We start from the raw sequence: 26,969 nt of genomic DNA on the forward strand, positions 1-26,969 counted from the left end.
CGCTACGACCGGTACGCGAGGATCGCGGTCGGGTCGATGCCGACCGTCACGGCGGTGCCCGGGGCGAGCGGGGCGGTGCCGGTCTCGGCCACGAAGGCGCGCAGGTCGTCGTCCCCGAGGTCGATCCGGTAGGTGCTGTGCGACCCGTGGTACGAGCGCTCGGCCACCACGCCGTCGAGCCGGACGCGTGCGGGGTCGGCGGGCACGGCGCCGCGCGGCTCGACGGACACCCGCTCGCGCCGCACGTAGGCCCGCGACGAGGCGTCGAGCCCGGAGGCCCCGGCGTCGCGGAGGCGCGCGACGGTGGCGGCGCCGAGCGCGTTGATCGCGCCCACGAAGGTCGCCACGAACTCGGTGGCCGACCGGTCGTAGATGTCCTCGGGGGTGCCGACCTGCTCGATCCGCCCCGCGTCGAAGACGGCGATGCGGTCGCTCATGGTGAGCGCCTCCTCCTGGTCGTGCGTGACGTAGACCGTGGTGATCCCGAGCCGGGACTGCAGGCCCTTCAGCTGCTCGCGGAGCTGCACGCGGAGCTTCGCGTCGAGGTTCGAGAGCGGCTCGTCGAGCAGGAGGATCCGCGGCTCGAGCACCAGGGCCCGCGCGATGGCCACGCGCTGCTGCTGTCCGCCGGAGAGCTCGGCCACGTTCTTGTCGAGCTGCGCGTCGCTCAGCTCGACCTGCTCGGCCATGGCGCGCACGAGCCGGTCGGTCTCCGCCTTGCCGGCCTTCCGCACGGTGAGGCCGAAGGCGATGTTCTGCCGCACCGACATGCTCGGGAACAGCGCGTAGTTCTGGAAGACCATCCCCACGCGGCGCTTCTCGCTGGGCAGCCGCGTGGCGACCTGCCCGTCGATGACGATCTCGCCGCGGCTCGGCTCCACGAAGCCGGCGAGCGTGCGCAGGGCCGTGGTCTTGCCGCACCCGGACGGCCCGAGGAGGGTGAAGAACTCGCCCTCGTGGATCTCGAGGTCGAGCCCGGGGATCGCCACGTGGTCGCCGAAGCGGACCTCGACGTCGTCGAAGCGGATCATCAGGGCAGGTACTCCAGCTCGGTCTTCTCGACCCAGTCGGCGATGTGCTCGCGCACGAAGCCGTAGTCGACGTCCTGCTTCTCGAGCGACTCGATGAGCTCCGTGACGGCCGGAAGCGCCTTCTCGCGCGCGGTCGTGTTGACGGGGTAGCTCGAGAACGCCTCCGCGAACGCGCCCTGGACGTCGGCGCCGCCGAACCAGTCGATGAAGGCGCGGGCGCGCTCCTCCTTCTTCGTGCCGGCGATCTCGGCGATCTGCTCGGTCACGAACGGCACGCCGGCCTTCGCGGGCACGACCTCCGTGGTGGTGCCGTACTGCGCGTCACGCGCGGCGATGCCGCTCGACGGCAGGGTGCCGAAGGACACCTCGCCACGGGAGAGGCGGGCGTAGAGGTCCGTGCCCTCGACCGCGGGGGATCCGTTCGCGAAGTAGTCCTGGACGACCTTCCATCCCTTGTCGCTGATGCCGAGGTCGCCGTCCGGGTCCGCGTACGGGGCGAGGAGCCCCGCGAGGATGAGCTGCGGGGTCGCCTCGCCGAGGCGCGTGTTCACCTCGTACTTCCCCTCGTAGTCGGAGGAGTAGAGGTCGGTGGCGTCCTTCGGCACGTCGCCGCCCGAGGTCTGCTTCGCGTCGTGCACGGTGACGATGGCCTGCTCCACGAGCGGCCAGTACGCGCCGTCCTCCGGGTCGCCGGAGGCCTGGTCGACCTCGCCCGACCACGCGGGCGTGTACGCCGTGATGGCGTCCTCCGCCTTGAGGTTCTCGAAGTACATGTTGTTGAGGCCGAACACCACGTCGCCCACGGGGTTGTTCTTCTCCGCGACGATGCGGTTGGCGAGGTCGGCGCCGCCGAGGCCCACGATCTGGATGTCGAAGCCGGCCTTCGCCGCCTCGGCCGTGACCCAGTCGCCGCGGCCGTCGCCGTTGGAGTTCGTGTAGACGATCAGCGTGTCGCCCGTGGCGGGGGAGACCGCGGGGTCCGCGGTGCCGCTGTCGGCCGACGAGCCGCATCCGGAGAGGGCGAGCCCGGCCGCGACGACGGCGGCGAGGGAGGCGGTGAGACGGCGGGCGCGGTTCTTCATGGTGTCCTCTCGGAGGGAGCACGTCGGTGTGCTCGCGGCGGTCGCGCCGGACCGGCACGAAGTCCCCACCCTATGAGCGGGGTCCCCGGCCACCCGACCCGGCGGTCGCTGCTGGCTCGGTGTTCAGCATAGGGACACCCGCGACGTTTCCCCAGGTGAGGAGCAGACTGGTCCTCGGGCATGTCCGCGACCCGTCCTCGCGGGAATGCATAGCCCATGAATGGGATTCGCATCATCATGACCGGAAGCACCGACCCGAGCACGACGACACCCGACCAGGACCGCACCCGCTGGCAGGCCTTCTGGGTCTGCGTCGGCGTCGCGGCCCTCACGATCCTCGACCTCTCGAAGGTCAACGTGGGCCTGCCATCCATCGAGGAGTCGCTCGGGGCCGGATCCACCGACCTCCAGCTCATCGTCGCGGGCTACGCGCTCGCCTTCGGCCTCGCGCTCGTCCCGGCCGGCCGGCTGGGCGACATCCGCAGCCGTCGGCTCATGTTCGTCGTGGGCCTCAGCGCGTTCACGCTCGCGAGCCTGCTGTGCGCGCTCGCGCCGGACGTGCGGACGCTCGTGGTGGCGCGGATCCTGCAGGGCGTCGCCGCGGGCATCCAGATGCCGCAGGTGCTCGGCCTCATCCAGCAGCTCTTCCAGGGCGAAGAGCGGGCGCGCGCCTTCGGGCTGTTCGGCGCCGTGGTCGGCGTCTCCACCGCGTTCGGGCCGACCGTAGGCGGCCTGCTCATCCAGCTCGGCGGTCCGGAGGACGGCTGGCGCCTGCTGTTCTGGATGAACATCCCGCTGGGCATCGCCGCCATCGTCTTCGCGCTCCGGCTGCTGCCGAGGCGGCAGGCCCGGCCCGCGGGGCACGTGGGGCTTGATCCCGTCGGCATCGTGATCCTCGCCGTCGCCACGTTCTCGCTCATGCTGCCCTTCGTGCTCACCACGGGCGGGCCCGACGACGACCCGCGCCGCTGGCTCGCGCTCGCGGTCGCGGCGGTGGCCGCCGGCGTCTTCGTCTGGTGGGAGCGCCGGTACGAGGCGCAGGGGAAGTCGCCCGTCGTGCACTTCGCGCTGTTCAAGCTCGGGTCGTACCGCAACGGGATCCTCATCGCGACCGCCTACTTCGCCGCGATCCCCGCGGTCTTCCTGCTCACCACGCTGTACCTGCAGCAGGGGCTCGGCCTCGCGCCGGTGTTCGCCGGCATGGTCGGCATCCCGTTCGCCCTGTCGTCGGCCGTGACCGCGTGGATCGGCGGGCGGCTCGTGTCCCGCCTCGGCCGTCAGCTCGTGGTGATCGGGCTCGCCGTCGTCGTGGTCGGCATCACCCTCCTCCTGCTGGCCGCCGTCCTGACGCCGCGCGAGGTCACGCCCTGGGCCATGGCGGCGGCGATGCTCGTCGCGGGCGTCGGCGCGGGGTTCGTCATCTCGCCGAACCAGACGCTCACGCTCGCGGAGATCCCCGTGACCGAGGGCGGGGTCGCCGGGTCCATGGCCCAGGTCGGCCAGCGCGTCGGCACCGCGGTCGGCGTCGCGGCCGCCTCGGCGACCTTCTTCAGCACGCTCTACGCGGAGGCCGCGGGCGGCGCCGACGCGAGCCTCGCGGTGTACCACGACGGGTTCCGCAACGGCTTCCTCGTCACCATCTCGCTGGTGGCCGTGGCGCTCGCGCTCGGGCTCGTGGACCTCGGCCAGCGGCGTCGGCGCCAGCGCGCGGCGACGGCCTGACCCGCGGCGGCGCGCCCGCGCGGGAGCGTCCGGTGACCGTCAGCGCGCGACGACGGCCAGCACGGCCTCGTGCAGGTGGCCGTTGGTCGCGAGCGCGGAGCCGTGCCATGGCCCGGCCTCGCCGTCGACCGACGTGAAGCGCCCGCCGGCCTCCTCGATGACGGGGATCAGCGCGGCCATGTCGTAGGGCTTCAGGTCGTGCTCGCCCGCGATGTCGAGGAGGCCCTCGGCGAGCAGCATGTAGGCCCACATGTCGCCGAAGTCGCGCGAGCGCTTCACTCGGGCGGACAGGTCGAGCAGCTCCTCGAGGCGGTCGGCGTCCCGCCAGCGCTGCACGCCGGCGACGCTCATCGAGGCGTCCTCGAGCCGGGCGACGTCGGACACGCGGATCCGCCGCTCCTGGGAGGTCGTGGCCTGGCCGAGCGTGTCGTCGACGTAGGCGCCGAGGCCCGTCGCGCCCCACCAGCGGCGGCCGAGGGCGGGCGCGCTGACGACGCCGACCACGGGGACGCCGTCGATCGCGAGCGCGATGAGGGTGCCCCACACGGGGACCCCGCGGGCGTAGTTCGAGGTGCCGTCGATGGGGTCGACGATCCACTGCCTCGACGACGAGCCGCTCGTGCCGTACTCCTCGCCGAGGACGCTGTCGTGCGGACGGCTCTCGGCGATGCCCGCGCGGATCGCCCGCTCGACGGACATGTCGGCGTCGGTCACCCAGCTGGAGTCGGCCTTCGTCTCGACGGCGAGGTCGGCGGAGCGGAAGCGGTCGAGCGAGATCGCGTCGGCCATGTCGGCCAGCTCCCGGGCGAGCCGCAGGTCGGACGACAGGGAGTGCAGGGGTTCGGAGGCCACGGCGTCGAGCCTAGCGATCGGCCGGGTCGCCCTTCGCCGCGTCGGAGCGGTTGGACACCAGGTGCTGCAGCGAGTGGAGGCGCTCGCGCCCCGCGTCGCCGAGCTCGCCGGCCTCGACCCGGTCGACGATCTCCCAGTCGTGCGCCTCGGTGAGGGGGATCCCGCCCGGCGGCTCGCCCTCGGGCAGGTGCGCGTAGCTGGCGAACGAGCGCAGGATGTTGGCGGGGTCCACGTGGCCGAGGCCGAACGAGCGGACGCCCGGGGTGTCGATGATCCAGCCGTGCCCGCCGTCGACCGTCTCGACGCGCATCGAGACGGTCGAGCTGGAGGTGTGGCGGCCGCGACCCGTGACCTGGTTGACGACGCCCGTGGCGCGCTTCGCGTCCGGCACGAGCGCGTTCACGAGCGTGGACTTGCCGACGCCCGAGTGGCCCACGGCGACGGTCGTCCGGTCGGCCAGGAGCGCCCGCAGCTCGTCGAGCGGCACGTCGTCCGAGCGGCTGAGCACGATCGGCACGTCGAGCACGCGGAAGTGCGCGGCGAACGGCGCGGGGTCGGCGACGTCGGACTTCGTGATGCAGAGGATCGGCTGGATCCCGGCGTCGAAGGCGGCGACGAGGTAGCGGTCGACGAGGCGGGCGCGCGGCTCGGGCTCGGCGGCCGCGACCACGATGAGCATCTGGTCGGCGTTCGCCACGATGACGCGCTCGACGGCGTCGGAGTCGTCGGCGCTGCGGCGCAGCAGCGTGCGGCGGGGCGCGATGCGGACGATGCGCGACAGGCTGCCCTCGTCACCCGACGTGTCGCCCACGATGTCGACGCGGTCGTTGGTGACCACGGCCTTCTTGCCGAGCTCGCGGGCGCGCGTCGCGGTGAGCGTGTGCTCCTCCGGGGTGCCCTCGCCGACGAGCACGCCGAAGCGGCCGCGGTCGACGGTGAGGACGCGGCCCTCGACGGCGTCGGTGTGGCCCGGCCGCTGCTTGCTCCGCGGCTTGTTGCCCTTGGGGTTCGGCCGCACGCGCACCGAGGACTCGTCGTAGGCGTCCCAGACGCCGTCGTCCTGCTCCGGATCCGCGAGCCAGCTCACAGGAGCCCGCCGAGTCCGCCCGGCGCAGCGGGCCCCGCGATGCCGCCGAGGGCGAGCGGGTCGACGACGGCGCGCGGCGCCCGGCCGAGGAGGGCGCCGATCCAGAGCTCCGGGAACTCGGGCAGCGTCTTGGCGGTGGTGCCGATGTCGTCGATCTCGACGCCCGGGACGGCGAGGCCGATGATCGCTCCCGCGGTCGCCATGCGGTGGTCCTCGTACGCGCGCCACGGGCCGCCGTTCAGCGGGGCGGGTTCGATCGCGAGGCCGTCCTCGAGCTCGGTGACGGATCCGCCGAGCCCGGTGATCTCCGCCGCCAGGGCCGCCAGGCGGTCGGTCTCGTGCCCGCGCAGGTGGCCGATCCCCGTGATGCGACTCGGCCCGTCGGCGAGAGCCGCGAGGGCCACGAGCGCCGGGGCGAGCTCGCCGCCCGTGCTGAGGTCGAGGTCGACGCCCGGGATGCGCCCGCCCGCGGCGAGCCCCGGGCCGCCGTCGACGACGAGCGCGCCGCCCTCGCGCGTGACGGCGGCGCCGAACAGCGGCAGCAGGTGCGCGAGGTCGGCGCCGACCTGGGTCGTCTCCTCCGGCCAGCCGGGCACGGCCACGCGGCCGCCCGCGACGATCGCGGCGCAGAGGAAGGGCGCGGCGTTGGAGAGGTCGGGCTCGATGCGGACCTCGCGGCCGGCGATGGGCGAGGAGGGCACGACCCAGACGCCGGGCTCCGGGCTCTCGACCACGACGCCGCGCTCCGCGAGCGTGCGGATCGTCATCTCGATGTGCGGCATGCTCGGCAGCGTCCGGCCCGTGTGCCGGAGCCGCAGCCCCGCGGTGAACCGCGGCGCGGCGAGCAGGAGGCCGGAGACGAACTGGCTGGACGCCGACGCGTCGATGGCGATCTCGCCGCCCGGCACCTCGCCGGTGCCGTAGAGGCTGAAGGGGAGGGCGCGGCGGCCGTCGTCGTTGACGTCCACGCCCAGCGCGCGGAGCGCCTCGATCGTGCCCGACATCGGGCGCCGACGCGCGCTCGGGTCGCCGTCGAAGGAGACCGGCCCGAGGGCGAGCGCGGCCACGGGCGGCAGGAAGCGCATCACGGTGCCGGCCAGCCCGCACTCGACGGTGACCCCGCCCGCGAGCTCCGCCGGCGTGATCCGGAGGTCCGGCCCGAAGGCGCCGTCGCCGTCGACCTCCTCGATGACGGTGCCGAGCGACCGCAGCGCCTCGACCATGAGGCGGGTGTCGCGCGAGCGGAGCGGGGTGCGCAGCGTCGACGGGGAGTCGGCGAGGGCGGAGAGGACGAGCTCGCGGTTCGTCAGGCTCTTGGATCCCGGCAGCGGCACGGTCGCGTCGAGCGGCCCCTCGGCGACCGGCGCGGCCCACGGCCCGTCGTCGTCGGGCACCGGCGCATGGGTCCGGTCGTCGTCGTACGGGCTGAAGGTCGGACCGGAATACCTGAAGATCTCCATGGGTTCACCAGAGTACCGGGCACGCGTCCGGCAGGCCCGGGAACCGGGCCGGGAAGGACACCCGTGATCACGAGGACAGCACCGGCGGCCCCGTCCGTCGAGCTCGTGCGCGCCGTAGAATCTGCCTTGATGGCCAATTCGAGGAACACCAGTCACGACGCGCCGGCCGACACCACCGGGGGCGACGCCCAGCCCGCGTCGGCCGCGCCCGCGGAGCTCGTGGAGGCCGTCGTGCACTCCACGGAGGAGGCCGCGGACCAGCAGGAGGCCGAGCGGGCCGAGGTCGAGGAGCCGCGCGCGGCCCAGCCCGGCGACAACCGCGAGCTCTTCGAGGAGCAGGCGCTCCCGTTCATCGACCAGCTCTACGCCGCCGGCCTGCGCATGACGCGCAACCCCGCCGACGCGCAGGACCTGGTGCAGGAGACGTTCGTGAAGGCCTACACGGCCTTCCACCAGTTCAAGCAGGGCACGAACCTCAAGGCCTGGCTGTACCGGATCCTCACGAACACCTTCATCAACAACTACCGCAAGAAGCAGCGGGATCCGTACAACGGCACCATCGACGAGCTCGAGGACTGGCAGCTCGGCGGCGCCACGTCCGCCACCGCGACCACCACGCGCTCCGCCGAGGCGGAGGCCATCGACCACCTGCCGGACAGCACCGTCAAGGACGCGCTGCAGTCCATCCCGGAGGACTTCCGCATGGCGGTCTACTTCGCGGACGTCGAGGGCTTCTCCTACCAGGAGATCGCCGACATCATGAAGACCCCCGTGGGCACCGTCATGAGCCGCCTCCACCGCGGCCGCCGGATGCTGCGGGGCCTCCTTTCCGACTACGCGCGCGAGCGGGGCATCTCCACCGCGCACCTCACTGGAGCGACCAAATGAGCGACTGCGGCTGCGACAAGGCCAAGAAGGATCTCGAGGAGTACCTGCACCACGAGCTCGACAAGGCGGACGCCGCCGACATCCGCGAGCACATGGCGAACTGCCCCGACTGCGCGCGCGAGCACCGCGTCGGCGTGGTCCTCCGCGACACCGTGCGCCGCGCCTGCACGGAGGCGGCCCCCGAGGACCTGCGCGCGCAGGTGATGGACAAGCTCCGCGCCATCCAGGCGACCCACTGACCGGACGGGTCGCGCGCGGCCGGTAATCTCGGCGTGTGAGCAACGCGATCCAGTCCCTCGGGACGCCGTCCCCGTCCGACCTGACCGTCATCGTCGAGCTGCTGCGGCTGCTCGACTACGAGGTCGACGAGGAGCGCGTCGCCGCGCGCCTCTCCCGCATGACGTCCGCCGCGGGCCACGGCACGTGGGTCGTGCGCGACGACGCGGGCGAGATCGCCGGCCTCGCGGGCGGCCACCTCATGTGGGGCCTCGCCGACGACGAGCCGATCGCGCAGCTGATCATCCTGGTCGTCCGCGAGGGGCGGCAGGCGGGCGGGATCGGCTCCGACCTCATCCGCCACTACGAGGCGTGGGCGCGCGAGCACGGCGCCACGCGGTTCCTGGCGACCTCCGCCGCCGCGCGCGACAACGTCACGCGCTTCTACGCGCGCCGCGGCTACCACGCGTCCGGCATCCGCTACTCGAAGCTGGGCTGATCCCCGCGGGCGGCGCGTCCGCACGGCCCGCCGCACGACGAGAGGCCCGATCCCCTGGGGGACCGGGCCTCTCGTCGTGCCGGGCGGCGCGCGCCCTACCGGGTCACTCCGCGGTCGCGCGCGCGATCAGGTCGGCCTGCTCGGTCGCGTGCCGCTTGCTGGACCCCGCGGCGGGCGACGCGGCGGCCGGCCGGGAGACGACGCGCACGGGGCGGTCGGGCAGGACCCGGCCGAGCTCCACGTGCACGAACGGCCAGGCGCCCTGGTTCTCCGGCTCGTCCTGGACCCACACGACCTCGGCATCCGGGTAGGACGCGACCACGCGGCGCACCTGCTCCTCGGGGAACGGGTAGAACTGCTCGAGGCGGACGAGCGCGACGGAGGCGTCCTGGCGCTTCTCCAGCTCGCCGAGCAGGTCGTAGTGCACCTTGCCCGAGTGCAGGAGCACGCGACGCACCGCGCTGCGGTCCTGGATGCGCACGTCGTCGATGACCGGCTCGAACCGGCCCGAGGTGAACGCCTGCACGTCGCTCGTCGCGCCGCGCAGCCGCAGCATCGCCTTCGGCGTGAAGACCACGAGCGGGCGGCGGGGCCGCGAGTACGCCTGGCGGCGCAGCAGGTGGAAGTACGACGCGGGCGTGGAGGGCCGCGCGACCGTCATGTTCTGCTCCGCGCACAGCTGCAGGAAGCGCTCGATGCGGGCCGACGAGTGGTCGGGACCCTGGCCCTCGTAGCCGTGCGGCAGCAGCAGCACGACGCTCGAGCGCTGGCCCCACTTCTGCTCGGCCGAGGAGATGAACTCGTCGATGATGGTCTGCGCGCCGTTGGCGAAGTCGCCGAACTGGGCCTCCCACAGCACGAGCGCGTCGGGCCGCTCGACGGAGTAGCCGTACTCGAAGCCCATCGCCGCGTACTCGCTGAGCAGCGTGTCGTAGATCCAGAACCGGGCCTGGCGGTCGCTCAGGTTCGCGAGGGGCAGCCACTCCTGGCCGTTGTCGCGGTCGTGCAGCACGGCGTGGCGCTGCACGAAGGTGCCGCGGCGCGAGTCCTGCCCGGCGAGGCGGACGGGCGTGTTCTCCAGCAGCAGCGAGCCGATGGCGAGGAGCTCGCCGAAGGCCCAGTCGATGGATCCGCTCCGGCTCATCTCCAGCCGCTTGCGCATGAGCGCCTGCAGCTTCGGATGCACGGAGAAGCCCTGCGGCGGGTTGTCATGCGCGTCGCCGATGGCGTGGACGACCGACTCGGACACGCCCGTGGTCTCGGGCTCGCCGTGGCCGTCGTCCTGCTGCGAGTCGGGGCGCTCGAGGTCGGAGACCGCTCCCGCGTCGTCGGTCTGGATGGGGATGGAGGAGGTCTGCGCGGCGTGCGTCTCCGCGAAGGCGCGCTCCAGGCGGTCCTGGAAGTCCTTCTGCGCGCCGTCGTACTCCTCCTGCGTGATGTCGCCGCGTCCGACGAGCGCCTCCGTGTACAGCTTCCGCACCGAGCGCTTGGCCTCGATGAGGTTGTACATGAGGGGCTGCGTCATCGACGGGTCGTCGCCCTCGTTGTGGCCGCGACGGCGGTAGCAGACGAGGTCGATGACGACGTCCTTCTTGAACTCCTGGCGGAACTCGAACGCGAGGTGCGCGACGCGGGCCACGGCCTCGGGGTCGTCGCCGTTCACGTGGAAGATCGGCGCCTGGATGCTCTTCGCGACGTCGGTGGAGTACACCGAGGAGCGGGACTCCGACGGCGGCGTCGTGAAGCCGACCTGGTTGTTGATGACGATGTGCACCGTGCCGCCCGTGCGGTACGCGCGCAGCTGCGAGAGCTGGAGCGTCTCGAAGACCACGCCCTGGCCGGCCATCGACGCGTCGCCGTGCACGAGGATCGGCAGGACCGAGAACGAGCCGATGGGCTTGCGGTCCTGCTTGGCGCGGACGATGCCCTCGAGCACGCCGTTGACGGCCTCGAGGTGCGACGGGTTCGCCGCGAGGTAGACCGGCATCTCCTCGCCGTGGACGCCCCGGAAGGTGCCCTCGGTGCCGAGGTGGTACTTGACGTCGCCGGACCCCTGCACGGTGCGCGGGTCCTGCGTGCCCTCGAACTCGCGGAAGATCTGGCCGTAGCTCTTGCCGGCGATGTTCGTGAGGACGTTGAGGCGTCCGCGGTGGGCCATGCCGATCGCGACCTCGTCGAGGCCGTGGTCGGCCGCGCCCTGGAGCAGCGTGTCGAGCAGCGAGATGGTGGACTCGCCGCCCTCGAGGCTGAAGCGCTTCTGCCCGACGTACTTGGTCTGCAGGAACGTCTCGAACGCCTCCGACTCGTTGAGCTTGGAGAGGATGCGCATCTGCTCGTCGTGCGTGGGCTTCGCGTAGGGCTGCTCGACCTTGCCCTGGATCCAGCGACGCTCGTCCGGCTGCTGGATGTGCATGTACTCGATGCCGATCGTGCGGCAGTACGAGTCGCGGAGGATCCCGAGCACGTCGCGCAGGAGCGCCTGGCGCCGCCCGCCGAAGCCGTCGGTGACGAACTCGCGGTCGAGGTCCCAGAACGTGAGCCCGTGGTTCGTGATCTCGAGGTCGGGGTGCGTGCGCTGCTGGTACTCGAGCGGGTCGATGTCGGCCATGAGGTGTCCGCGGACCCGGTACGCGTTGATGAGCTCCTGCACGCGGCTGGTCTTGGAGACCCGCTCGGAGAGGTCGACGTTGATGTCGGTGGCCCACTGGATGGGGTCGTACGGGATGCGGAGCGCCGCGAAGATGTCCTCGTAGAAGCCGTGCTGGCCGATGAGGCGCTCGTGCACGATCTTGAGGAACTCGCCGGAGCCGGCGCCCTGGATCACGCGGTGGTCGTACGTGCTCGTGAGCGTGATGGTCTTGCCGATGCCGAGCTCCACCAGCGTCTTGGGGGAGGAGCCCTGGAACTCGGCCGGGTACTCGAGGGCGCCGGCGCCGATGATGGCGCCCTGGCCCTTCATGAGGCGCGGCACGGAGTGCACGGTGCCGATGCCGCCCGGGTTCGTGAGCGAGATCGTGGTGCCGGCGAAGTCGCCCGCCGCGAGCTTGTTGGAGCGCGCCTTCTTCACCAGGTCCTCGTACGCGGAGAGGAACTCGCCGAAGGTCATGCCCTCGGCCTCCTTGATGCTCGGCACCAGGAGGGCGCGCGTGCCGTCCGGCTTCGGCATGTCGATCGCGATGCCGAGGTTGATGTGCGCGGGGGAGACGACGCTCGGCTTGCCGTCGACCTCGTCGTAGTGCACGTTCTGGCTCGGGAACTCCTTGAGCGCCTGGATGAGCGCCCAGCCGATGAGGTGGGTGAAGGAGACCTTGCCGCCGCGGGCGCGCTTGAGGTGGTTGTTGATGACGATGCGGTTGTCGATCATCAGCTTCGCCGGGATCGTCCGCACGCTCGTCGCGGTGGGGATGGAGAGCGAGGCGTCCATGTTGGTCGCGAGGCTCTTGGCCATGCCGCGGAGCGGGGAGACCTCGTCCTCGCCGACCGGCGTGGGCTCGGCGCCCTTCTTGGCCGGCGCCTTCGCCGGGGCCTGCGCGGGGATGGGCTGCTGCTTCGGCGCGATGCTCGTGGTGCGCGCCGCGGGCTGCGCCCCGGACGCGGGCTGCTGCGCCTGCGCGTCGGGCTGGCCGGGGGCGGCGGGGGACGGCGTCGCGGCCGGGCTCCCCGTGTTGGTCGCGGCGGGGGCGGACGTCTCGTCCGACTCCGGGATCTGCGGCTCGGCGGTGCGGTCGCCCGTGGCGGGCGTCGACTCGCGGCCCTCGATCACGGTCGCGTGGTAGTTCTCGAGGATCGGCCACCAGCTGCGGTCGACCGCGTCCTTGTCGACCACGTACCTCTCGTACATCTCGTCGACGAGCCACTCGTTGGCTCCGAAGTCGCCCGTGGAACCGTCATCGGTCCCCGTACCAGTCACCTGGCTCGACACAGTTGATCGCCCGCTCTCTTGCTGTTGGTCGTCTGCCTCGCGCGGCCCGTTCGCGTTCCGCGCGTCCACGATCCCCCAGCCTAAACCTTCCCCCGGTCGGGCTGGCGGGAGCGGCGCGTCGATGACGCGCCGGGCGCGGCGGCACGCGCGATGCGCGCGGGGGCGGCGGCCTGGCGCGCGCCGGGACGGCGGGGCTACCGTCGGGGCATGAGGTTCACCGGAGAGGCTCCCGCCCACGACCTGACCTACTCGGACGTGTTCCTGAGCCCCGGGAGGTCCGACGTCGCCAGCCGGATGGACGTCGACCTGGCGCCGGGCGACGGCACGCCCTGCACCATCCCGGTAGTGGCGAGCAACATGGGCTCGGTCACCGGACCCCGGCTCGCGGCCGTGCTCGCGCGGCGGGGCGGGATCGGGATCCTCCCGCAGGACCTCCGCCCGCAGGAGCTCGACGCCGCGATCCACCGGGTCAAGGACCAGCCCGTCGCCTACGACTCGCCGCTCGAGCTGTCGCCGGACGCCACGGCAGGCGAGGCGCGCGAGCTGCTCCCGCCGATCGCCGGGCACGGCATCGTGCTGCGCGACGCGGACGGGGAGATGGTCGGCTGCCTCGAGGGCACCCAGCTCGCCGGCGTCCCCGACGGCACCCGGCTCGGGGACCTGCCGCACGGCGCGCTGGCCTCGCTCGACGCCGACGACGTGCCCACGGGCCGCGCGGCCTTCGAGCTGATGCACGCGGCGGGCATCGACTTCGCGCCCGTCCTCGCGCACGGCCGGCTCGTCGGCACCCTCAGCCGCCGCAGCGCCCTGCGCTCCACCGTCTACGCGCCCGCCGCCGACGCGCACGGCCGGCTGGCGGTCGGCGCGGCGGTCGGCGTCAACGGGGATCCGGTCGGACGGGCCCGCGCGCTGCTCGCCGCGGGCGTCGACGTGCTCGTGCTCGACACGGCGCACGGGCACCAGGAGGCGATGCTCCGGGCCATCCGCGACGTCCGGGCGCTCGACCCGCGCGTGCCGCTGGTGGCGGGCAACGTCGTGACCGCGGAGGGCGCGCGTGACCTCGTCGAGGCGGGCGCCGACATCGTCAAGGTCGGCGTGGGACCCGGCGCCATGTGCACCACGCGCATGATGACCGCCGTCGGCCGCCCGCAGTTCTCCGCCGTGCTCGACACGGCCGCCGCCGCGCGGGAGGCGGGCGCGCTCGTCTGGGCCGACGGGGGAGTGCGGTACCCGCGCGACGTGGCGCTCGCGCTGGCCGCGGGGGCGGCGAGCGTGATGATCGGCTCGTGGTTCGCGGGCACGGTCGAGTCGCCCGGCCGGCTGCTCGTCGACGACGACGGCGGCATGGCGAAGGAGAGCTGGGGCATGGCGTCCACGCGCGCCGTGCAGGAGCGCTTCGGGCGGCGCGAGGCGTTCGAGCTGGCCCGGCGCACGCTCTTCGCGGAGGGGATATCGACCAGCCGCATCCGCATCGACCCGCTGCGCCCCGGCCTCGAGGACCTGCTCGACACCATCACGTCCGGCGTCCGCAGCGCGTTCACCTACGCGGGGGCGCGCACGCGGGCCGAGTTCGCGGACCGGGCGGCGGTCGGGATCCAGTCCGCCGCGGGCTACGAGGAGGGCAAGCCCCTGCCGGTCGGCTGGTGAGCCCCGGTATGCTCGACGGACGATGGACGACCCCCCTCCTGCTCATAGACCCCCGCCCCGCGCCGCCCTCGACCTGAAGCCGGCCGTGCGCCCGGCGCCCGGGAGCCGCTCCGGTGAGTGAATGGCTCCTCCTCGCCGTCGGCCTCCTCCTGACCCTCGGCACCGGCCTCTTCGTGGCCAGCGAGTTCGCGCTCGTCAACCTCGACCGCTCCGACCTCGAGAAGCGCCAGGAGCGCGGCGAGAAGCGGCTCGGCCCCTCCATCCGCGCCCTGCGCATCACCTCGACCCACCTCTCGAGCGCCCAGCTCGGGATCACGCTGACGACCCTGCTCACCGGATACACGATGGAGCCGGCGCTCAGCCGCCTCCTCGCCGGGCCCCTCACCTCCGCCGGACTCGCGGAGTCGCTCGTCTCCCCGGTCGCGACCGTGGTGGCGCTCGTCGTCGCGACGCTCCTGTCGATGATCATCGGCGAGCTCGTGCCGAAGAACTTCGCGCTGGCCCTGCCGCGCGAGACGGCGAAGCTCGTGATCCCGTTCCAGTCGCTGTTCACGACCGTGTTCAAGCCCGCTGTGCTGCTGCTCAACAACAGCGCGAACGGCATCCTCCGCCTCGTCGGCATCGAGCCGAAGGAGGAGCTGTCGGGTGCCCGCAGCGCCGAGGAGCTGTCCTCGCTCGTGCGGCGGTCCGCCCTCGCGGGCCTCCTCGAGGACGACACGGCGATGCTCCTCAGCCGCACGCTGCGCTTCGCCGACCTCACGGCGTCCGACGTCATGACCCCGAGGCTCCGCGTGAAGTCCGTGGAGCGCACCGACAGCGCGCAGACCGTGATCGAGCTCGCCATGACCACGGGCTACTCCCGCTTCCCGGTCACGGACGACGGCGTCGACGACGTCATCGGCCTGGTGCACGTGAAGCAGGCCGTCGCCGTGCCGCGCGAGAAGCGCGCGCAGGTGCCGGTCACCGCCCTGCAGTCGGAGGCGATCCGCGTCCCCGAGACGATGAAGCTCGACGACCTGCTCGGCGAGCTGCGCGGCCGCGGCTTCCAGATGGCCGTCGTGGTCGACGAGTACGGCGGCACCGCCGGCGTCGCGACCCTCGAGGACCTGGTCGAGGAGCTGGTCGGCGAGCTCGCCGACGAGCACGACCGCACGCGCGCGGGCGTCGTCCGCTCGCGCGACTCCCTCACCTTCCCCGGGATGCTGCGGCCCGACGAGCTCCTCGAGCGCACGGGTCTCCGCATCCCCGAGGAGGGCCCCTACGAGACGGCAGCCGGCTTCGTCATGAGCGAGCTCGGCCGCCTGCCCGTCGTGGGCGACGAGCTGGAGCTCGAGACGGGGACGCTGCGGGTCGAGCGGCTGGACGGCCGGCGCATCGACCGGATCCGCTTCACCCCCGTCCCCGAGCCCGTCGCCACCGCGGTGGGCACCACGCGCGCCGAGCGCCAGGCCGAGCGCCAGGCCGACCGCGAGGCCGGGCGCCAGGCCGGACGCCAGGCGGACGCGGAACGCGCCGCGAGCAGGAAGGAGCCGTCCCATGGGTGAGTACGCCGGGGGGATCATCGCGCTCGTCGTGCTGCTCGCCGTCAACGCCTTCTTCGTCGGCGCCGAGTTCGCGGTCATCTCCGCGAAGCGGTCGCAGATCGAGCCGCGCGCCGAGGAGGGCAGCCGCGCCGCGCGCGTCACGCTCTACGCCATGGAGCACGCCACGCTCATGCTCGCGACCACGCAGCTCGGCATCACCGTGTGCTCGCTGCTGATCCTCAACGTGTCCGAGCCGGCGATCCACCACCTGCTGGAGATCCCGCTCGCCGGGACCGGGCTGCCGGAGGAGGCGATCTCCACCATCGCCTTCGTCATCGCGCTGCTCATCGTCTCGTTCCTGCACGTGGTGCTCGGCGAGATGGTGCCGAAGAACATCTCGTTCTCGGTGCCGGACCGGGCGGCGCTGCTGCTCGCGCCGCCGCTCGTGGGCATCGCCCGCCTGGTCAAGCCGCTCATCGTGGCGCTCAACGCCGTCTCGAACGCCGTGCTGCGCGCGTTCAAGGTGGAGCCGAAGGACGAGGCCGCGAGCGCGTTCACGCTCGACGAGGTGCAGGGCATCGTCGACCAGTCCACCCGCGAGGGGGTGCTGGAGGACCGGACGGGCGCGCTCACCGCGGCGTTCGAGTTCACGGGCAAGAAGGTGCAGGACATCGCGATCCCCCTGGGCGCGCTGGTCAGCCTCCCCGAGACCGCGTCGCCGTCGGAGGTCGAGCGCGCCGTCGCCCGCCACGGCTTCTCGCGCTACGTGATCGTCGACGAGCAGGGCGAGCCGTCGGGCTACCTCCACCTCAAGGACGTCATCGACCTCGACGAGGCCGACGAGTTCGTGCGCCCCGTGCCGGCCAAGCGGATCCGGCAGCTCGTCTCGGTGTTCGAGGGCACCGAGCTCGAGGACGCGCTCGCCATGATGCGCCGCTCGGGCGCCCACCTCGCCCGCGCCTTCCGCGAGGACGGGGAGACGACGGGCGTGCTCTTCCTCGAGGACATCATCGAGGAGCTCGTCGGCGAGGTGCAGGACGCCACCCGGCGGATCTGACCCGCGTGCACGACGACGGCCCGGCTCCCCGAGGGGATGCCGGGCCGTCGTCGTGCGGGGCGGGTCAGGCCGCCCAGCGCGCCCGGTCGTACTGCTTGGGCCAGTAGTCGATCTCGACGCCCAGCTCGTGCGCGGCGCGGAGCGCGAAGTGCGGGTCGCGCAGCATCTCGCGGCCGAGCATCACGGCGTCCGCGCGGCCCTCGGCGACGACCGCCTCGGCCTGCGCGGGCTCGGTGATGAGGCCCACGGCGTTGAGCGCCACCTTCGCGTGCTCCTTCACGTACTCGGCGAAGGGCACCTGGTATCCGGGGGCGACGGGGATCGTGACGCCCGTCGTGTTGCCGCCCGTGGAGATGTCGAAGAAGTCGGCGCCGTGCTCGGCGGCCCAGCCGGCGACGGTCGCGGTCTGCGCCTCGTCCCAGCCGGCGTCGCCCGCCCAGTCGGTCGCGGAGAAGCGCACGAGGAGCGGCACGTCGGGGACCTCGGCGCGCACGGCGTCGATCACCTGGAGCAGCAGGCGCGCCCGGTTCTCGAGGCTGCCGCCGAACTCGTCGTGGCGGTGGTTGCTCAGGGGCGAGAGGAACTGGTGGAGGAGGTAGCCGTGCGCCGCGTGGAGCTCGAGCACGTCGAAGCCCGCGTCGACCGAGCGCCGGGCGGCGGCGGCGAAGTCGTCAACGACCTTCCGGATCCCGTCGGCGTCGAGCGCGAGCGGCGTGCCGTAGCCGGGGAACGGCTCGGCGGACGGCGCGACCGTCTCCCAGCCGCCCTCCGCGGCGGGCACGGTGCCACGGCCGGAGAACGAGTACGTGGACGCCTTGCGGCCGGCGTGCGCGAGCTGGATCGCGGCGACCGCGCCCATCTCGTGGATGAAGTCGACGATCGGCTTCCACGCGTCGCGCTGCGCGTCGTCCCAGATGCCGGTGTCCTCGGGCGTGATGCGCGCCTCGGGGCTGACGCCCGTGGCCTCCGCCATGACGAGGCCCGCGCCGCCTCGGGCGAACGAGCCGAGGTGCGCGAGGTGCCAGGCGCCCGGCACGCCGTCGCGTGCGTCGATGCTGTACTGGCACATCGGGGCGACCCAGATGCGGTTGCGGGCGGTGACGCCGCGGACGGTGATCGGCTCGAAGAGCGGGGACGTAGTCATGGGGATCCTTCCAGGCGGGCGGCGGCGCGGATCCTCGAGGGAGGCGCGGCGCGCGGGGACGGGCGGAGGGCGACGGCGGCCTCATGGTCCCAAGGCCCGGCGCGGTCGCCGCATTCCCGCGCGCCTATCGTGAGGGCATGAGCGACGCGCGCGACGACCAGGTGCCCGACGGCTGGATCCGGCAGGACGAGGAGCGGACGCGGGCGGCCGTCCGGCTCCCGCGGGACGACGACGACAAGTACACGCGCGGCGTGCTCGGGGTCCGCACGGGCTCGGACCGCTACCCGGGGGCGGCCGTGCTCGGCGTGGAGGCCGCGGCGCGCACGGGCGTCGGCATGATCCGCTACCTCGGTCCCGCGGGCGCCTCCGCGTCGGTGCTCGCCCGGCGCCCCGAGGTCGTGACGGCCGACGGCCGCGTGCAGGCGTGGCTGGTGGGATCCGGCATGGACGCCGCGCACCGCGACGCCGCCACGACGGACGCCGTCGCCGACGCGCTCGGGCAGGGCCTCCCGTCGGTCGTCGACGCGGGCGCGCTCGACCTCGTGGGCCGGGCGACCGGCCCCGTCGTCGTCACGCCGCACTTCCGGGAGCTGTCGCGGCTGCTCGCCGGCGTCGGCGTGGACGCGTCGGCGGAGGACATCGCGGCGGACGCCCCGGGCTGGGCGGAGCGCGCGGCGGGGGAGCTCGGCGCGTGCGTGCTGCTGAAGGGCGCGACCACCTACGTCGTCGGCGGGTCGGCGCGCATCGCGGTGCGGGCCGGGACGCCGTGGCTCGCGACCGCGGGCTCCGGGGACGTGCTGGGCGGCGTGCTCGGCGCGCTGCTGGCGGGGGCGTCCGTGCGCATCGCCGACGCGCGGGATCCGCTGGCCGAGGTCGCCGCCGTGGCCGCGGCCGCCGCGTGGCTGCACGGCCGGGCGGGGGACCGCGCGTCCGGCGGCGGACCGATCACGGCCCTCGACGTCGCCGAGGCGATGCCGAGGGCCGTCCGGGACCTCGTGGCGGGATCCGCTTCCTAGGCCTTCGGCGCGACGTCGAGCGAGAACTCGACGGAGCCGTGGTCCTCGACCGTGACGAAGCCGAGGCTCGGGGCCTCGACCCCGAAGTCCTGGAAGGTGATCGGGATCGAGCCCACGATCTGCCCCGCGCCCGGCGTGAAGGAGGCCTGCATCTGCGCGGTCACGCTCTTCGTGACGCCGTGCAGCGTGAGGTCGCCGGTCACGTCGTAGGTCGCCGGCACGCCCGCCTCGACGCCGTCCGTGCGGATCGGCTGCGTGAGGGTGAAGGTGGCGGTGGGGAACCGCTCGGTCTCCATCGCCTCGCCCTGGAAGTACGCGTCGCGCGGCGGCTGGTCGGTCGCCATCTTCGTCACGTCGACGGTCATGCTGCCGGCGGTCACCTGCGAGCCGTCCACCGTGATGTCGCCCGTGACGGCGTCGGTGCGGCCGTTCACGGTGACGGGCGTGCCGTTCAGCACCTCGTCGACGCGGTAGCCGGCGTAGGAGGATCCGCCGACGGCCCACGCGCCCGACAGGTCGCCGAGCGCGCCCGGGGCGGCCGGGGCGGCGGCCGCGAGGGACGGCGCCGCGTCGGGCGTGCCCGCGAGCTGCTTGTAGAGCGGACCGCCGAACGCCGCGAAGGCGCCCACGAGCACGATGACGCCGCCCGCCGCCCCGATGATGATCTTCGTCTTCTTGTCCATGGCCGTGCTCCTCCGGTGCGATGCGGGCCGGCGCTGTCGGGCCGGCCCGTCCTTTGAACTTTCAAGTACCGGACGAGGATCGCGGGACGGGCGTCCGGCCGTCGCCGGGCGTCCACAGGGGAGGGCGCGCGGTCGGTAGCCTGGGCGCACAGCCGGCCGCCGGCCGGGCGCCCGCCCGGATCCCGCCGCCCGTCGAACCCGGGGGTCCCCATGCTCGTCGCCTTCTCCGTCGCACCCAGCGGGGGCGACGCGCCCGACGCCTCCGTGCACGACGCCGTGGCCGCCGCGGTCGAGGTCGTCCGCGCCTCCGGGCTGCCGAACCGCACGGACGCCATGTTCACCACGATCGAGGGCGACTGGGACGCGTGCTTCGACGTCGTCCGCCGCGCGACGGAGGCGGTCGCGCCGTTCGGCACGCGCGTGTCGCTCGTGCTCAAGGCCGACATCCGCCCCGGCTACGAGGGCGAGCTGACGGGGAAGCTGGAGCGGCTCGAGCAGGCGCTGGAGGCCCGCGGCACCGACGCCTGACCCGGGGAGCGATGCCCGGACGGCCTCGGCGCCGCCGTTAGGCTCGACGGGTGATTCCCCCCTCCTCCGAGCGGGCGACCCTGTCGCCGGCCCGCGTCCGCGTCGCCCTGCTCGCCCTCGCGATGGGCGGGTTCGCCATCGGCACCACCGAGTTCGTCGCGATGGGCCTGCTGCCGCAGCTCGCCGCCGACCTGCTCCCCGAGGTGGCCGCGCGCTCCACGGAGGCGGCGAACGCGCAGGCCGGCACGCTCATCAGCGCGTACGCCCTCGGCGTCGTGGTCGGCGCCCCGACCATCGCGGCGGCGTCCGCCCGGGCGCCTCGCCGCAAGCTCCTGCTGTGGCTGCTGCTGGCCTTCACCCTCGGCACCGTGCTCAGCGCGATCCTCCCGAGCTTCGGCCTCGTCGTGTTCGCGCGCTTCCTCGCGGGCCTGCCGCACGGCGCGTACTTCGGCATCGCATCGCTCGTCGCCGCGCAGCTGATGGGGGAGGGCAAGCGCGCCCGCGGCGTCGCGTTCGTGCTCGCGGGGCTCACCATCGCCAACGTGATCGGCGTCCCGATCGTCACCTGGATCGGCCAGAACGCCGGCTGGCGCGTCGCGTACCTCGTGGTCGCCGCGATCTTCGCCGCCACCTTCCTCGCCGTCTTCCTCGCCGTCCCCGCCCAGGCGGGCAACCCCGAGGCCACGCTCCGCCGGGAGCTGCGCGCCTTCACGCGCCTCCAGGTGTGGCTCGCGCTGCTCATCGGGGCGATCGGCTTCGGCGGGTTCTTCGCGGTGTACACCTACGTCGCCCCCATGGTCACCGACGTGACCGGGCTGCCCGAGTGGTCGGTGCCCCTCGCGCTCGTGGTGGTAGGCCTCGGCATGACGACGGGCAACCTCGTCGGCGGCTGGTGGGCGGACCGCGACGTGCGCACCTCGCTGCTGTCGCTGTTCGGCCTGCTGATCGTGTCGCTCGTGGGCCTCGTGCTCACGGCCGCGAACCCGGTGGGGCTCTTCGCGTTCCTCTTCCTCATCGGCGGGTCGGCCGCGGCGCTGTCGCCGGGGATCCAGATCCGCCTCATGGACGTCGCGCACGACTCGCAGTCCATCGCCGCGGCGCTCAACCACTCGGCGCTCAACACGGGCAACGCGGTGGGGGCGGCGCTCGGCGGCGTGACCGTCGCGGCGGGCCTCGGCTACACGTCGCCGGCGCTCGTGGGCGTGGGGCTCAGCATCGCGGGCCTGGTGATCGCGCTCGCGAGCTTCGGCCTCGACCGGCACCGCCGCGCATCCCGCCGGGCGGTGGACGGCGCCCGGCCCACCACCCAGCCCATCGGCATCGGCGGCTGAGCCGGGTCGGCGGCTCGGGCCGCCGGACCTCGGGCGGCCGGGCTACTCGCCCTGGAGCAGGATGCCGTCCTGGATCGCGCGCTTCCGCAGCGCCACCTTCGTGCCCACGTCGAAGCCCGCGACGCGGTACTTCTCGCGGATCCGCTTGAGGTACGACTTCGCCGTCTCCTCGGAGATGCCGAGGCTGTATGCCACCGACTTCACGGGCTCGCCGCCGCCGTACAGCGCCATCACGCGGCGCTCCTGCGCGCTGAGCTTCGGCACCCCGCCGACGTCCGTGCTGTTGATGGCGAGGTCGAGCTCGCTGGAGATGTACGACTGGCCGTCGGCCGCGAGGCGGATGGCGTCGACGATCATGCTGGCGTCCTCGCTCTTCACGAGGTAGCCGAGCGCGCCGGAGGCGAGGGCCTCGCGCACGACGTTGGGCTCCGAGTACGTGCTCATCAGGACCGTCTTGACGCCCGTGGTCTTCAGCGTCGCGAGCTTGAGCGAGATCGGCAGGTTGTCCTTCAGGTCGAGGTCGAGCAGGACGACGTCGACGGGGAAGCGCGGGTGCGTCAGCAGGTCCGGCCACGTGGACACGGCGGCGACCATCTCGATGTCGGACGCGGCGTTGCGGATCCACTCGGTCAGGGCCCCGAGCAGCATCTTGTGGTCGTCCACGATGGCGAGGGTGATCGGTCGGTTCTCAGCTGACACGTGCTCTCCGGTTCTCATGCGGGCCCTCACCGGTCGGCGGGGTTGTCCACGACGCAGTCGATCGTGATCAGGAGGCTCGCACCGCGGGTGCTCTCGGTGTGCGCGCCGACCTTGTCGATAGCATCCCACGTCGAGGGATCCAGTCGGGTGCGGGGCAGGCCCGTCGTCGTGATGGCGATGGGCACGATCACCCGGCGGAGCGGCACGGGCTGGTCGCCCGCCGGCCGTCCCCGCTGGGGTCCGAGGGTGAGCTGCACCGAGACGCCGGGCGCGCCGTTGCGCCGCTCGGTCGAGGTCAGCAGGAGCCACACGGCGGAGAGCAGGCCGTCGCGCTGGCGGCGGTCCAGCAGGCCCGCGAGCGCGTTCGGGTCGCTGAGCGTCACGTCGGGGCCGAGGAACTCCGACTCCGTCACGGCGTGGTGCAGCCAGGTCTCGCGGCGGCCCTCGATGAGGTGCAGCCGCAGCTCGGTCGCGAGCGACGCCGCGGTCGACGCGGCCGCGGGCGACAGGGGCAGCGGTTCCCGCCCGTTCGCGACGTCGTCGAGCAGCTGCTCGGCCGCGAGGTCGAGCCGCGCGAGCTCCTCGGACGCGAGCATCCCCACGGCGTAGCGCGGCGCGGAGACGGTGCTCTGCACGAGGACGCGGTCGAGCTCCATCTCGGTCACGCGACGGAACCCGCGCACGACGGCGACGCCGAAGGCGGCGGGCACGACGGCGCGGGCGATGGCGGAGATCTCCGGGGCGAGGTCCCCGGGGCGCACGGGATCCGCGAAGAGGAACACGGCGAGGAGCACCGCGCCGAGCGCCGCGTCGACCGCGAGCACCTCCCGGGCGGGGCGGTACGTGACGGTGGTGAGGAGGGCGGCGCCCGCGGCGACCCCGGCGGTGGCGTGCTGCATCGCGTCGCCGAGGGGCCAGACCGCCACGAGGTCGAGGGCCACGACGATGCCGAGGCCGCCGACGAAGACCGCCATGAGCGGCCCGGGCATGCGGTCGCGGAGGGCGCGGACGGCCACCACGGCGGTCACGAGGAGGGCGACGAGCAGGATCCAGGCGGTCGCGGTGAGCCCGGGCGACGGCATGATGCGGTAGTCGAGGGCGAAGCGGACGAGGCCGTATCCCATGGCGATGGCGCACACGACGGCGGATCCCGCGCCGAGGTAGCCGAGGCCGATGGAGGTCGGCTGCGCGGGCGTCCCCGCGGGCAGGCGGATGCGGCGGCTGGTGCGCGGCGGGGCGACCTCGGGGCGGCTCACTTCGGCACCTCGAGCACGACGGTGGTGCCCGACCCGGGCGAGGAGAACAGGCGCGCGTTGCCGCCGACGTCCGCGAGGCGCGCGACGACCGACTCCTTGAAGCCGAGCTTGGCCTGGTCGACATGCGCGAGGTCGAAGCCGACGCCCGCGTCGGTGACCATCGCGCGCACCGTCGTGTCGTCGTCGGTGATGGTGACGTGCGCCTCGGTCACGCCCGCGTGTCGGCGCACGTTCTCCAGGCACTCGGCGAGGGAGAGGAGGAACGCGTCGAGGATGTCGCTCGGCAGCAGCACCTGGCCCGTGCCGTGCCAGCTGACCTCGAGGCCCATCCGGCCGAACCGCTGCTTGACCGACTCGAGCGTGTTGCCGAGGACCGACTGCTCCACGGGCTCCAGCGTGTAGCCGCCGGACGCCTGGGGCGTCGGGTTGGCGCCGAGCCGCAGCTGGCGGAGGAGGCGGGCGTCGTCGCCCGCCTGCTGGCGCATGGCCTGCGGGGTGACGCCGACCCCGGAGTGGGCGAGGAGGGTGAGGGTGGCGAGCACGGTGTCGTGCAGGAGGCGCGCGCCCTGCCGGCGCTGGGCCTCGAGCTCGCTCGCCATGCGCTCGGCGCGATGGGCGCGGCCGATGTCGGTGATGCGGCGGCCGACCCGCCGCACCGCCACGCTGAGCCAGGTGCCGAGGATCACGGCCAGCAGCCAGCCGAACACGTGCACGAGGACGACGTAGGGGAAGGCCGGGGTGCCCCACGACGCGCCGACGGCGACGACGCTCGTGAGCGCGAACGCGGCCGCGACGATCCGGACCCGGTGCGGCCGGACCGTCTCCAGCAGCGAGAGGGAGCCGACGGCCCCGGCGGAGACGTGGGTGAGCGCGGTGAGCGACGACGCGCTGCGGCCGCCCAGCTGCGGCACGACCATGGCGGCGAGGCCCGCGACGAGCACCACGAGCATCCAGGGCACGCGCGCCTCCGTCCCGAGGCGCCACTGCGCGACCGCGACCACGGCCAGCAGCGCGACGGTGGACGCCGCGAACGGCAGCGGGATCTCGCCGGGCAGCACGACGCAGGCTGCGGCGACCGCGGTGAAGCTCAGGCCGTAGACGCGGGCCGTCCGCTGCAGCAGGCGCTCGCGCTCGCGCTTCATGCGATCCATCGGGTCCCCGCTCGGAGTGCGCCGACGCCGGTGGCGAGCGCTGGGTGTGCCTCCGATCCTAGGCGGGTCGTTCCCGCGCGATGCACGTCGAGGCGTCGGCACGGGCGGATTCTCCACATGCCATAGGATCCGGCCGCGCGGCGTCGACCGGGCCCGCTACTCGGGGGCGATCCAGCCGTGGCGGATCGCGTGACGGCGCAGGAGCAGCTTCGTCCCGAGATCGGTCCCCGCGTGCAGGTACTTGCGGCGGCCGCGCTTGATGTAGGACTTCACGGTCTCCTCGGTCGTGCTCATCGCCTCGGCCACGTCGCGGATCGACCGGCCGCCGGCGTACAGCACGAGGGCGCGCTGCTCCTGCTGGCCGAGCCGCGGGTCCTCCTCGGCCTGGAAGTCCTGCATGGCCTGCTGCACGAGCGCGGTCTGCCGGGGCGTGCCGTCGGCCGCCGCGTGGATGGTCGCGATCAGCTCCTCCGACGACTCGGCCTTGGGCACCACGGCGGAGGCGCCCGCGCGCATGGCGCCGTGGATGGTCGACGGGTCCGCGTGGGTGCTCAGCAGCACCGACGTGAGGCCGGCGCCCGCGAGGGTCCGGATCTTCTGCGCCACGGGCACGTCGTCCCGGAGCGCGAGGTCGAGCACCACGACGTCGAACGCGTCGGGGAAGCGGTCGTCGCGGATCAGCCCGTTCCAGGTCGGCGAGGTCGCCACGACCTCGACTCCCGTGCGCGGGCGGGACAGCCGGGCGCTCAGTCCGTCGAGCAGGAGGACGTGGTCGTCGACGAGGGCGACCCGGACCCGATGGCCCTGACCCATCGCATGCGGCGGCCTGCGGCTCATCGGTGCTCCCCTCGTACGCCGGTGCCCGGAGGCGGCGGCGTGCTCCCAGGGGAAGCATAGGAACGCATGATGACGCGGGGCGATGCCGCACGCCGAACTCACCCCCGGACTGGGGCGCTCCTCCTACGCGTCGACGTCGAGCAGCCGGGCGAGCTCGCGGCCCATGGCCTCGCCCTCGATGAGGAACCCGTCGTGCCCGTAGTCGGAGGAGATGACGACGACCTCGCCGCCGTCGATCGAGCCCGGGACGTGCTGCGCGATGAGCCGCTGGTCGGCGACGGGGAACAGCCGGTCGCTGTCGATGCCGACCACGAGGGTGGCCGCCCGCACCCGGCCGAGCGCCGCCTCGACGCCGCCGCGGTCGCGACCCACGTCGTGGGAGCTCATGGAGTCGATGAGCCGGATGTAGCTCGTCGCGTCGAAGCGCCGGGTGAACTTGTTGCCGTGGAAGTCGAGGTAGGACTCCACCGCGTACCTGCCCTCGTCGCCCATCGGGCTGATGCCGCTCTGCCACGCGCGCGCGAAGCGCTGGTTGAGCTCGTCGGGGCTGCGGTAGTTGAGGAGCGCCATGCGGCGCGCGAGCGCGAGGCCGCGGTGGGGGCCGTCGCCGTCGGCCGCGTCGAAGTAGTCGCCGTCGCGGTACGCCGGGTCCATGCGGATGGCTTCGGCCTGCACGGAGTTGAGGGCGATCTGGTCCGCGCTGGAGATGGCGGGCGCGGCGAGGACGGCGAGCCGGCGCATCCGGTCGGGGTGGCCGACGCCCCACTCGAGCGCCTGCATGCCGCCCATCGACCCGCCGACGACGGCCGCCCACTCGTCGATGCCGAGCGCGTCGGCGAGGGCGACCTGCACGGCGACCTGGTCGCGGATGGTGATGTACGGGAAGCGAGCCGCCCACTCGGCGCCGTCGGGCGCGAGCGACGCGGGGCCGGTGGTGCCCTGGCAGCCGCCGAGCATGTTCGGGGCCACCACGTACCAGCGGTCGGTGTCGATCGCGAGGCCGGGGCCGACGATGCCCGACCACCAGCCGCCCGTGGGCTGGCCGGGGCCTGCGGGGCCGCGCAGGTGGCTGTCGCCGGTGAGCGCGTGCAGCACGAGCACGACGTTGCGGCCGTCCGCGTCGCGCTCGCCGAAGGTCTCGTAGGCCACCCGCACCGACGGGATGCGCCCGCCCGCCTCGAGGTCGATCCCGCCCACCGACGCGAAGAGCCGGTCGGCGACGGGGTCGCCCTCGCGCCACGCGCCGGACGCGGGCGGGCGGCCGATCAGGGAGCGGATCTGCGCGTCCGTCACGAGGCTCGACGGGACGGTGTCCTCGGGTGTCTGCCAGTCCATCCC

The 26,969-nt window shown here is 73.5% G+C and carries 23 protein-coding genes; 10 read left to right on the forward strand and 13 right to left on the reverse strand.

Features of this window, described 5'->3' with window-relative positions; genetic code table 11:
• Window positions 1-2 precede the first annotated feature (2 nt).
• Together H9X71_RS06225 and H9X71_RS06230 are read right to left on the reverse strand one after the other, a co-directional pair.
• Window positions 3-1,031, reverse strand: a complete 1,029-nt coding sequence (locus H9X71_RS06225; protein WP_191148805.1) for an ABC transporter ATP-binding protein — start codon at window positions 1,029-1,031, stop codon at window positions 3-5.
• Complete coding sequence (locus H9X71_RS06230) at window positions 1,031-2,113, reverse strand: extracellular solute-binding protein (protein ID WP_191148806.1); 1,083 nt, start codon at window positions 2,111-2,113, stop codon at window positions 1,031-1,033. Before H9X71_RS06230 ends, H9X71_RS06225 begins: the two co-directional genes overlap by 1 nt.
• 237 nt (window positions 2,114-2,350) lie before the next feature.
• Here H9X71_RS06230 and H9X71_RS06235 point away from each other — a divergent pair, with 237 nt between their 5' ends.
• Entirely contained in the window at window positions 2,351-3,835 is a 1,485-nt protein-coding gene (locus H9X71_RS06235) for an MFS transporter (protein ID WP_191148807.1), read from the forward strand.
• A 39-nt stretch (window positions 3,836-3,874) separates the two neighbouring features.
• Here the strand turns inward: H9X71_RS06235 and H9X71_RS06240 are convergent, their stop codons facing one another.
• The 3 genes from H9X71_RS06240 to aroA are packed head-to-tail and all read right to left on the reverse strand — an operon-like array spanning window position 3,875 to window position 7,234.
• A complete protein-coding gene (locus H9X71_RS06240; RefSeq protein WP_191148808.1) occupies window positions 3,875-4,687 on the reverse strand; it encodes an inositol monophosphatase family protein in 813 nt (270 codons plus the stop codon).
• Between the two features lie 10 nt (window positions 4,688-4,697).
• Window positions 4,698-5,774: a ribosome small subunit-dependent GTPase A gene (gene rsgA, locus H9X71_RS06245; protein ID WP_191148809.1), complete on the reverse strand. Its 1,077-nt coding sequence runs from the start codon at window positions 5,772-5,774 to the stop codon at window positions 4,698-4,700.
• Window positions 5,771-7,234 (reverse strand): 3-phosphoshikimate 1-carboxyvinyltransferase, encoded by a 1,464-nt coding sequence (aroA, locus tag H9X71_RS06250; protein WP_191148810.1) that lies wholly within the window; start codon window positions 7,232-7,234, stop codon window positions 5,771-5,773. Before aroA ends, rsgA begins: the two co-directional genes overlap by 4 nt.
• A gap of 129 nt (window positions 7,235-7,363) precedes the next feature.
• Here aroA and H9X71_RS06255 point away from each other — a divergent pair, with 129 nt between their 5' ends.
• From H9X71_RS06255 to H9X71_RS06265, 3 genes are read left to right on the forward strand one after another with little or no spacing between them, the layout of a single operon-like run.
• The gene (locus H9X71_RS06255; RefSeq protein ID WP_213016984.1) at window positions 7,364-8,122 is read left to right on the forward strand and encodes a sigma-70 family RNA polymerase sigma factor; all 759 of its coding nucleotides are present in this window, start codon (window positions 7,364-7,366) and stop codon (window positions 8,120-8,122) included.
• Window positions 8,119-8,361 (forward strand): mycothiol system anti-sigma-R factor, encoded by a 243-nt coding sequence (gene rsrA, locus H9X71_RS06260; RefSeq protein WP_191148811.1) that lies wholly within the window; start codon window positions 8,119-8,121, stop codon window positions 8,359-8,361. Before H9X71_RS06255 ends, rsrA begins: the two co-directional genes overlap by 4 nt.
• A 35-nt stretch (window positions 8,362-8,396) precedes the next feature.
• A complete protein-coding gene (locus H9X71_RS06265) occupies window positions 8,397-8,837 on the forward strand; it encodes a GNAT family N-acetyltransferase (RefSeq protein WP_191148812.1) in 441 nt (146 codons plus the stop codon).
• Between the two features lie 103 nt (window positions 8,838-8,940).
• On the opposite strand, the gene H9X71_RS06270 is transcribed toward H9X71_RS06265, so the two are convergent.
• Window positions 8,941-12,759, reverse strand: a complete 3,819-nt coding sequence (locus H9X71_RS06270; protein ID WP_191148813.1) for a multifunctional oxoglutarate decarboxylase/oxoglutarate dehydrogenase thiamine pyrophosphate-binding subunit/dihydrolipoyllysine-residue succinyltransferase subunit — start codon at window positions 12,757-12,759, stop codon at window positions 8,941-8,943.
• Between the two features lie 207 nt (window positions 12,760-12,966).
• On the opposite strand from H9X71_RS06270, the gene guaB1 reads away from it, so the two are divergent.
• The 3 genes from guaB1 (at window position 12,967) to H9X71_RS06285 (ending at window position 16,986) form a co-directional block, all read left to right on the forward strand.
• Entirely contained in the window at window positions 12,967-14,406 is a 1,440-nt protein-coding gene (gene guaB1, locus H9X71_RS06275) for a GMP reductase (RefSeq protein WP_191148814.1), read from the forward strand.
• 113 nt (window positions 14,407-14,519) lie between these two features.
• The gene (locus tag H9X71_RS06280) at window positions 14,520-15,950 is read left to right on the forward strand and encodes a hemolysin family protein (RefSeq protein ID WP_191148815.1); all 1,431 of its coding nucleotides are present in this window, start codon (window positions 14,520-14,522) and stop codon (window positions 15,948-15,950) included.
• On the forward strand, window positions 15,943-16,986 hold the full coding sequence (locus H9X71_RS06285; RefSeq protein WP_191148816.1) for a hemolysin family protein: 1,044 nt from the start codon (window positions 15,943-15,945) through the stop codon (window positions 16,984-16,986). Before H9X71_RS06280 ends, H9X71_RS06285 begins: the two co-directional genes overlap by 8 nt.
• A gap of 64 nt (window positions 16,987-17,050) precedes the next feature.
• Here the strand turns inward: H9X71_RS06285 and H9X71_RS06290 are convergent, their stop codons facing one another.
• Window positions 17,051-18,130, reverse strand: coding sequence for an NADH:flavin oxidoreductase/NADH oxidase (locus H9X71_RS06290; RefSeq protein WP_191148817.1), 1,080 nt, complete (start codon window positions 18,128-18,130; stop codon window positions 17,051-17,053).
• Between the two features lie 137 nt (window positions 18,131-18,267).
• On the opposite strand from H9X71_RS06290, the gene H9X71_RS06295 reads away from it, so the two are divergent.
• Window positions 18,268-19,146 (forward strand): ADP-dependent NAD(P)H-hydrate dehydratase, encoded by an 879-nt coding sequence (locus tag H9X71_RS06295; protein WP_425321411.1) that lies wholly within the window; start codon window positions 18,268-18,270, stop codon window positions 19,144-19,146.
• Here H9X71_RS06295 and H9X71_RS06300 read toward each other — a convergent pair.
• The gene (locus H9X71_RS06300) at window positions 19,143-19,829 is read right to left on the reverse strand and encodes a YceI family protein (protein WP_191148819.1); all 687 of its coding nucleotides are present in this window, start codon (window positions 19,827-19,829) and stop codon (window positions 19,143-19,145) included. The genes H9X71_RS06295 and H9X71_RS06300 overlap by 4 nt on opposite strands.
• 210 nt (window positions 19,830-20,039) lie before the next feature.
• Between H9X71_RS06300 and H9X71_RS06305 the strand changes: the two genes are divergently transcribed.
• Both H9X71_RS06305 and H9X71_RS06310 read left to right on the forward strand, forming a co-directional pair.
• Window positions 20,040-20,357 carry a thiamine-binding protein gene (locus H9X71_RS06305; RefSeq protein ID WP_191148820.1) on the forward strand — a complete coding sequence of 106 codons (318 nt, stop codon included), beginning with the start codon at window positions 20,040-20,042 and terminating at the stop codon, window positions 20,355-20,357.
• A 50-nt stretch (window positions 20,358-20,407) separates the two neighbouring features.
• On the forward strand, window positions 20,408-21,688 hold the full coding sequence (locus tag H9X71_RS06310) for an MFS transporter (protein ID WP_191148821.1): 1,281 nt from the start codon (window positions 20,408-20,410) through the stop codon (window positions 21,686-21,688).
• 42 nt (window positions 21,689-21,730) lie between these two features.
• Here the strand turns inward: H9X71_RS06310 and H9X71_RS06315 are convergent, their stop codons facing one another.
• The 5 genes from H9X71_RS06315 to metX form a co-directional block, all read right to left on the reverse strand.
• Window positions 21,731-22,405, reverse strand: a complete 675-nt coding sequence (locus H9X71_RS06315) for a response regulator (protein ID WP_213017035.1) — start codon at window positions 22,403-22,405, stop codon at window positions 21,731-21,733.
• Between the two features lie 8 nt (window positions 22,406-22,413).
• A complete protein-coding gene (locus H9X71_RS06320; RefSeq protein ID WP_191148823.1) occupies window positions 22,414-23,643 on the reverse strand; it encodes a hypothetical protein in 1,230 nt (409 codons plus the stop codon).
• A complete protein-coding gene (locus H9X71_RS06325) occupies window positions 23,640-24,794 on the reverse strand; it encodes a sensor histidine kinase (protein WP_191148824.1) in 1,155 nt (384 codons plus the stop codon). Before H9X71_RS06325 ends, H9X71_RS06320 begins: the two co-directional genes overlap by 4 nt.
• Before the next feature lie 156 nt (window positions 24,795-24,950).
• On the reverse strand, window positions 24,951-25,631 hold the full coding sequence (locus tag H9X71_RS06330; protein ID WP_191148825.1) for a response regulator transcription factor: 681 nt from the start codon (window positions 25,629-25,631) through the stop codon (window positions 24,951-24,953).
• A gap of 123 nt (window positions 25,632-25,754) precedes the next feature.
• Entirely contained in the window at window positions 25,755-26,966 is a 1,212-nt protein-coding gene (metX, locus tag H9X71_RS06335; protein ID WP_191148826.1) for a homoserine O-acetyltransferase MetX, read from the reverse strand.
• Between the last annotated feature and the right edge of the window lie 3 nt (window positions 26,967-26,969).

Source organism: Clavibacter zhangzhiyongii, from assembly GCF_014775655.1.
GTDB lineage: Bacteria > Actinomycetota > Actinomycetes > Actinomycetales > Microbacteriaceae > Clavibacter > Clavibacter zhangzhiyongii.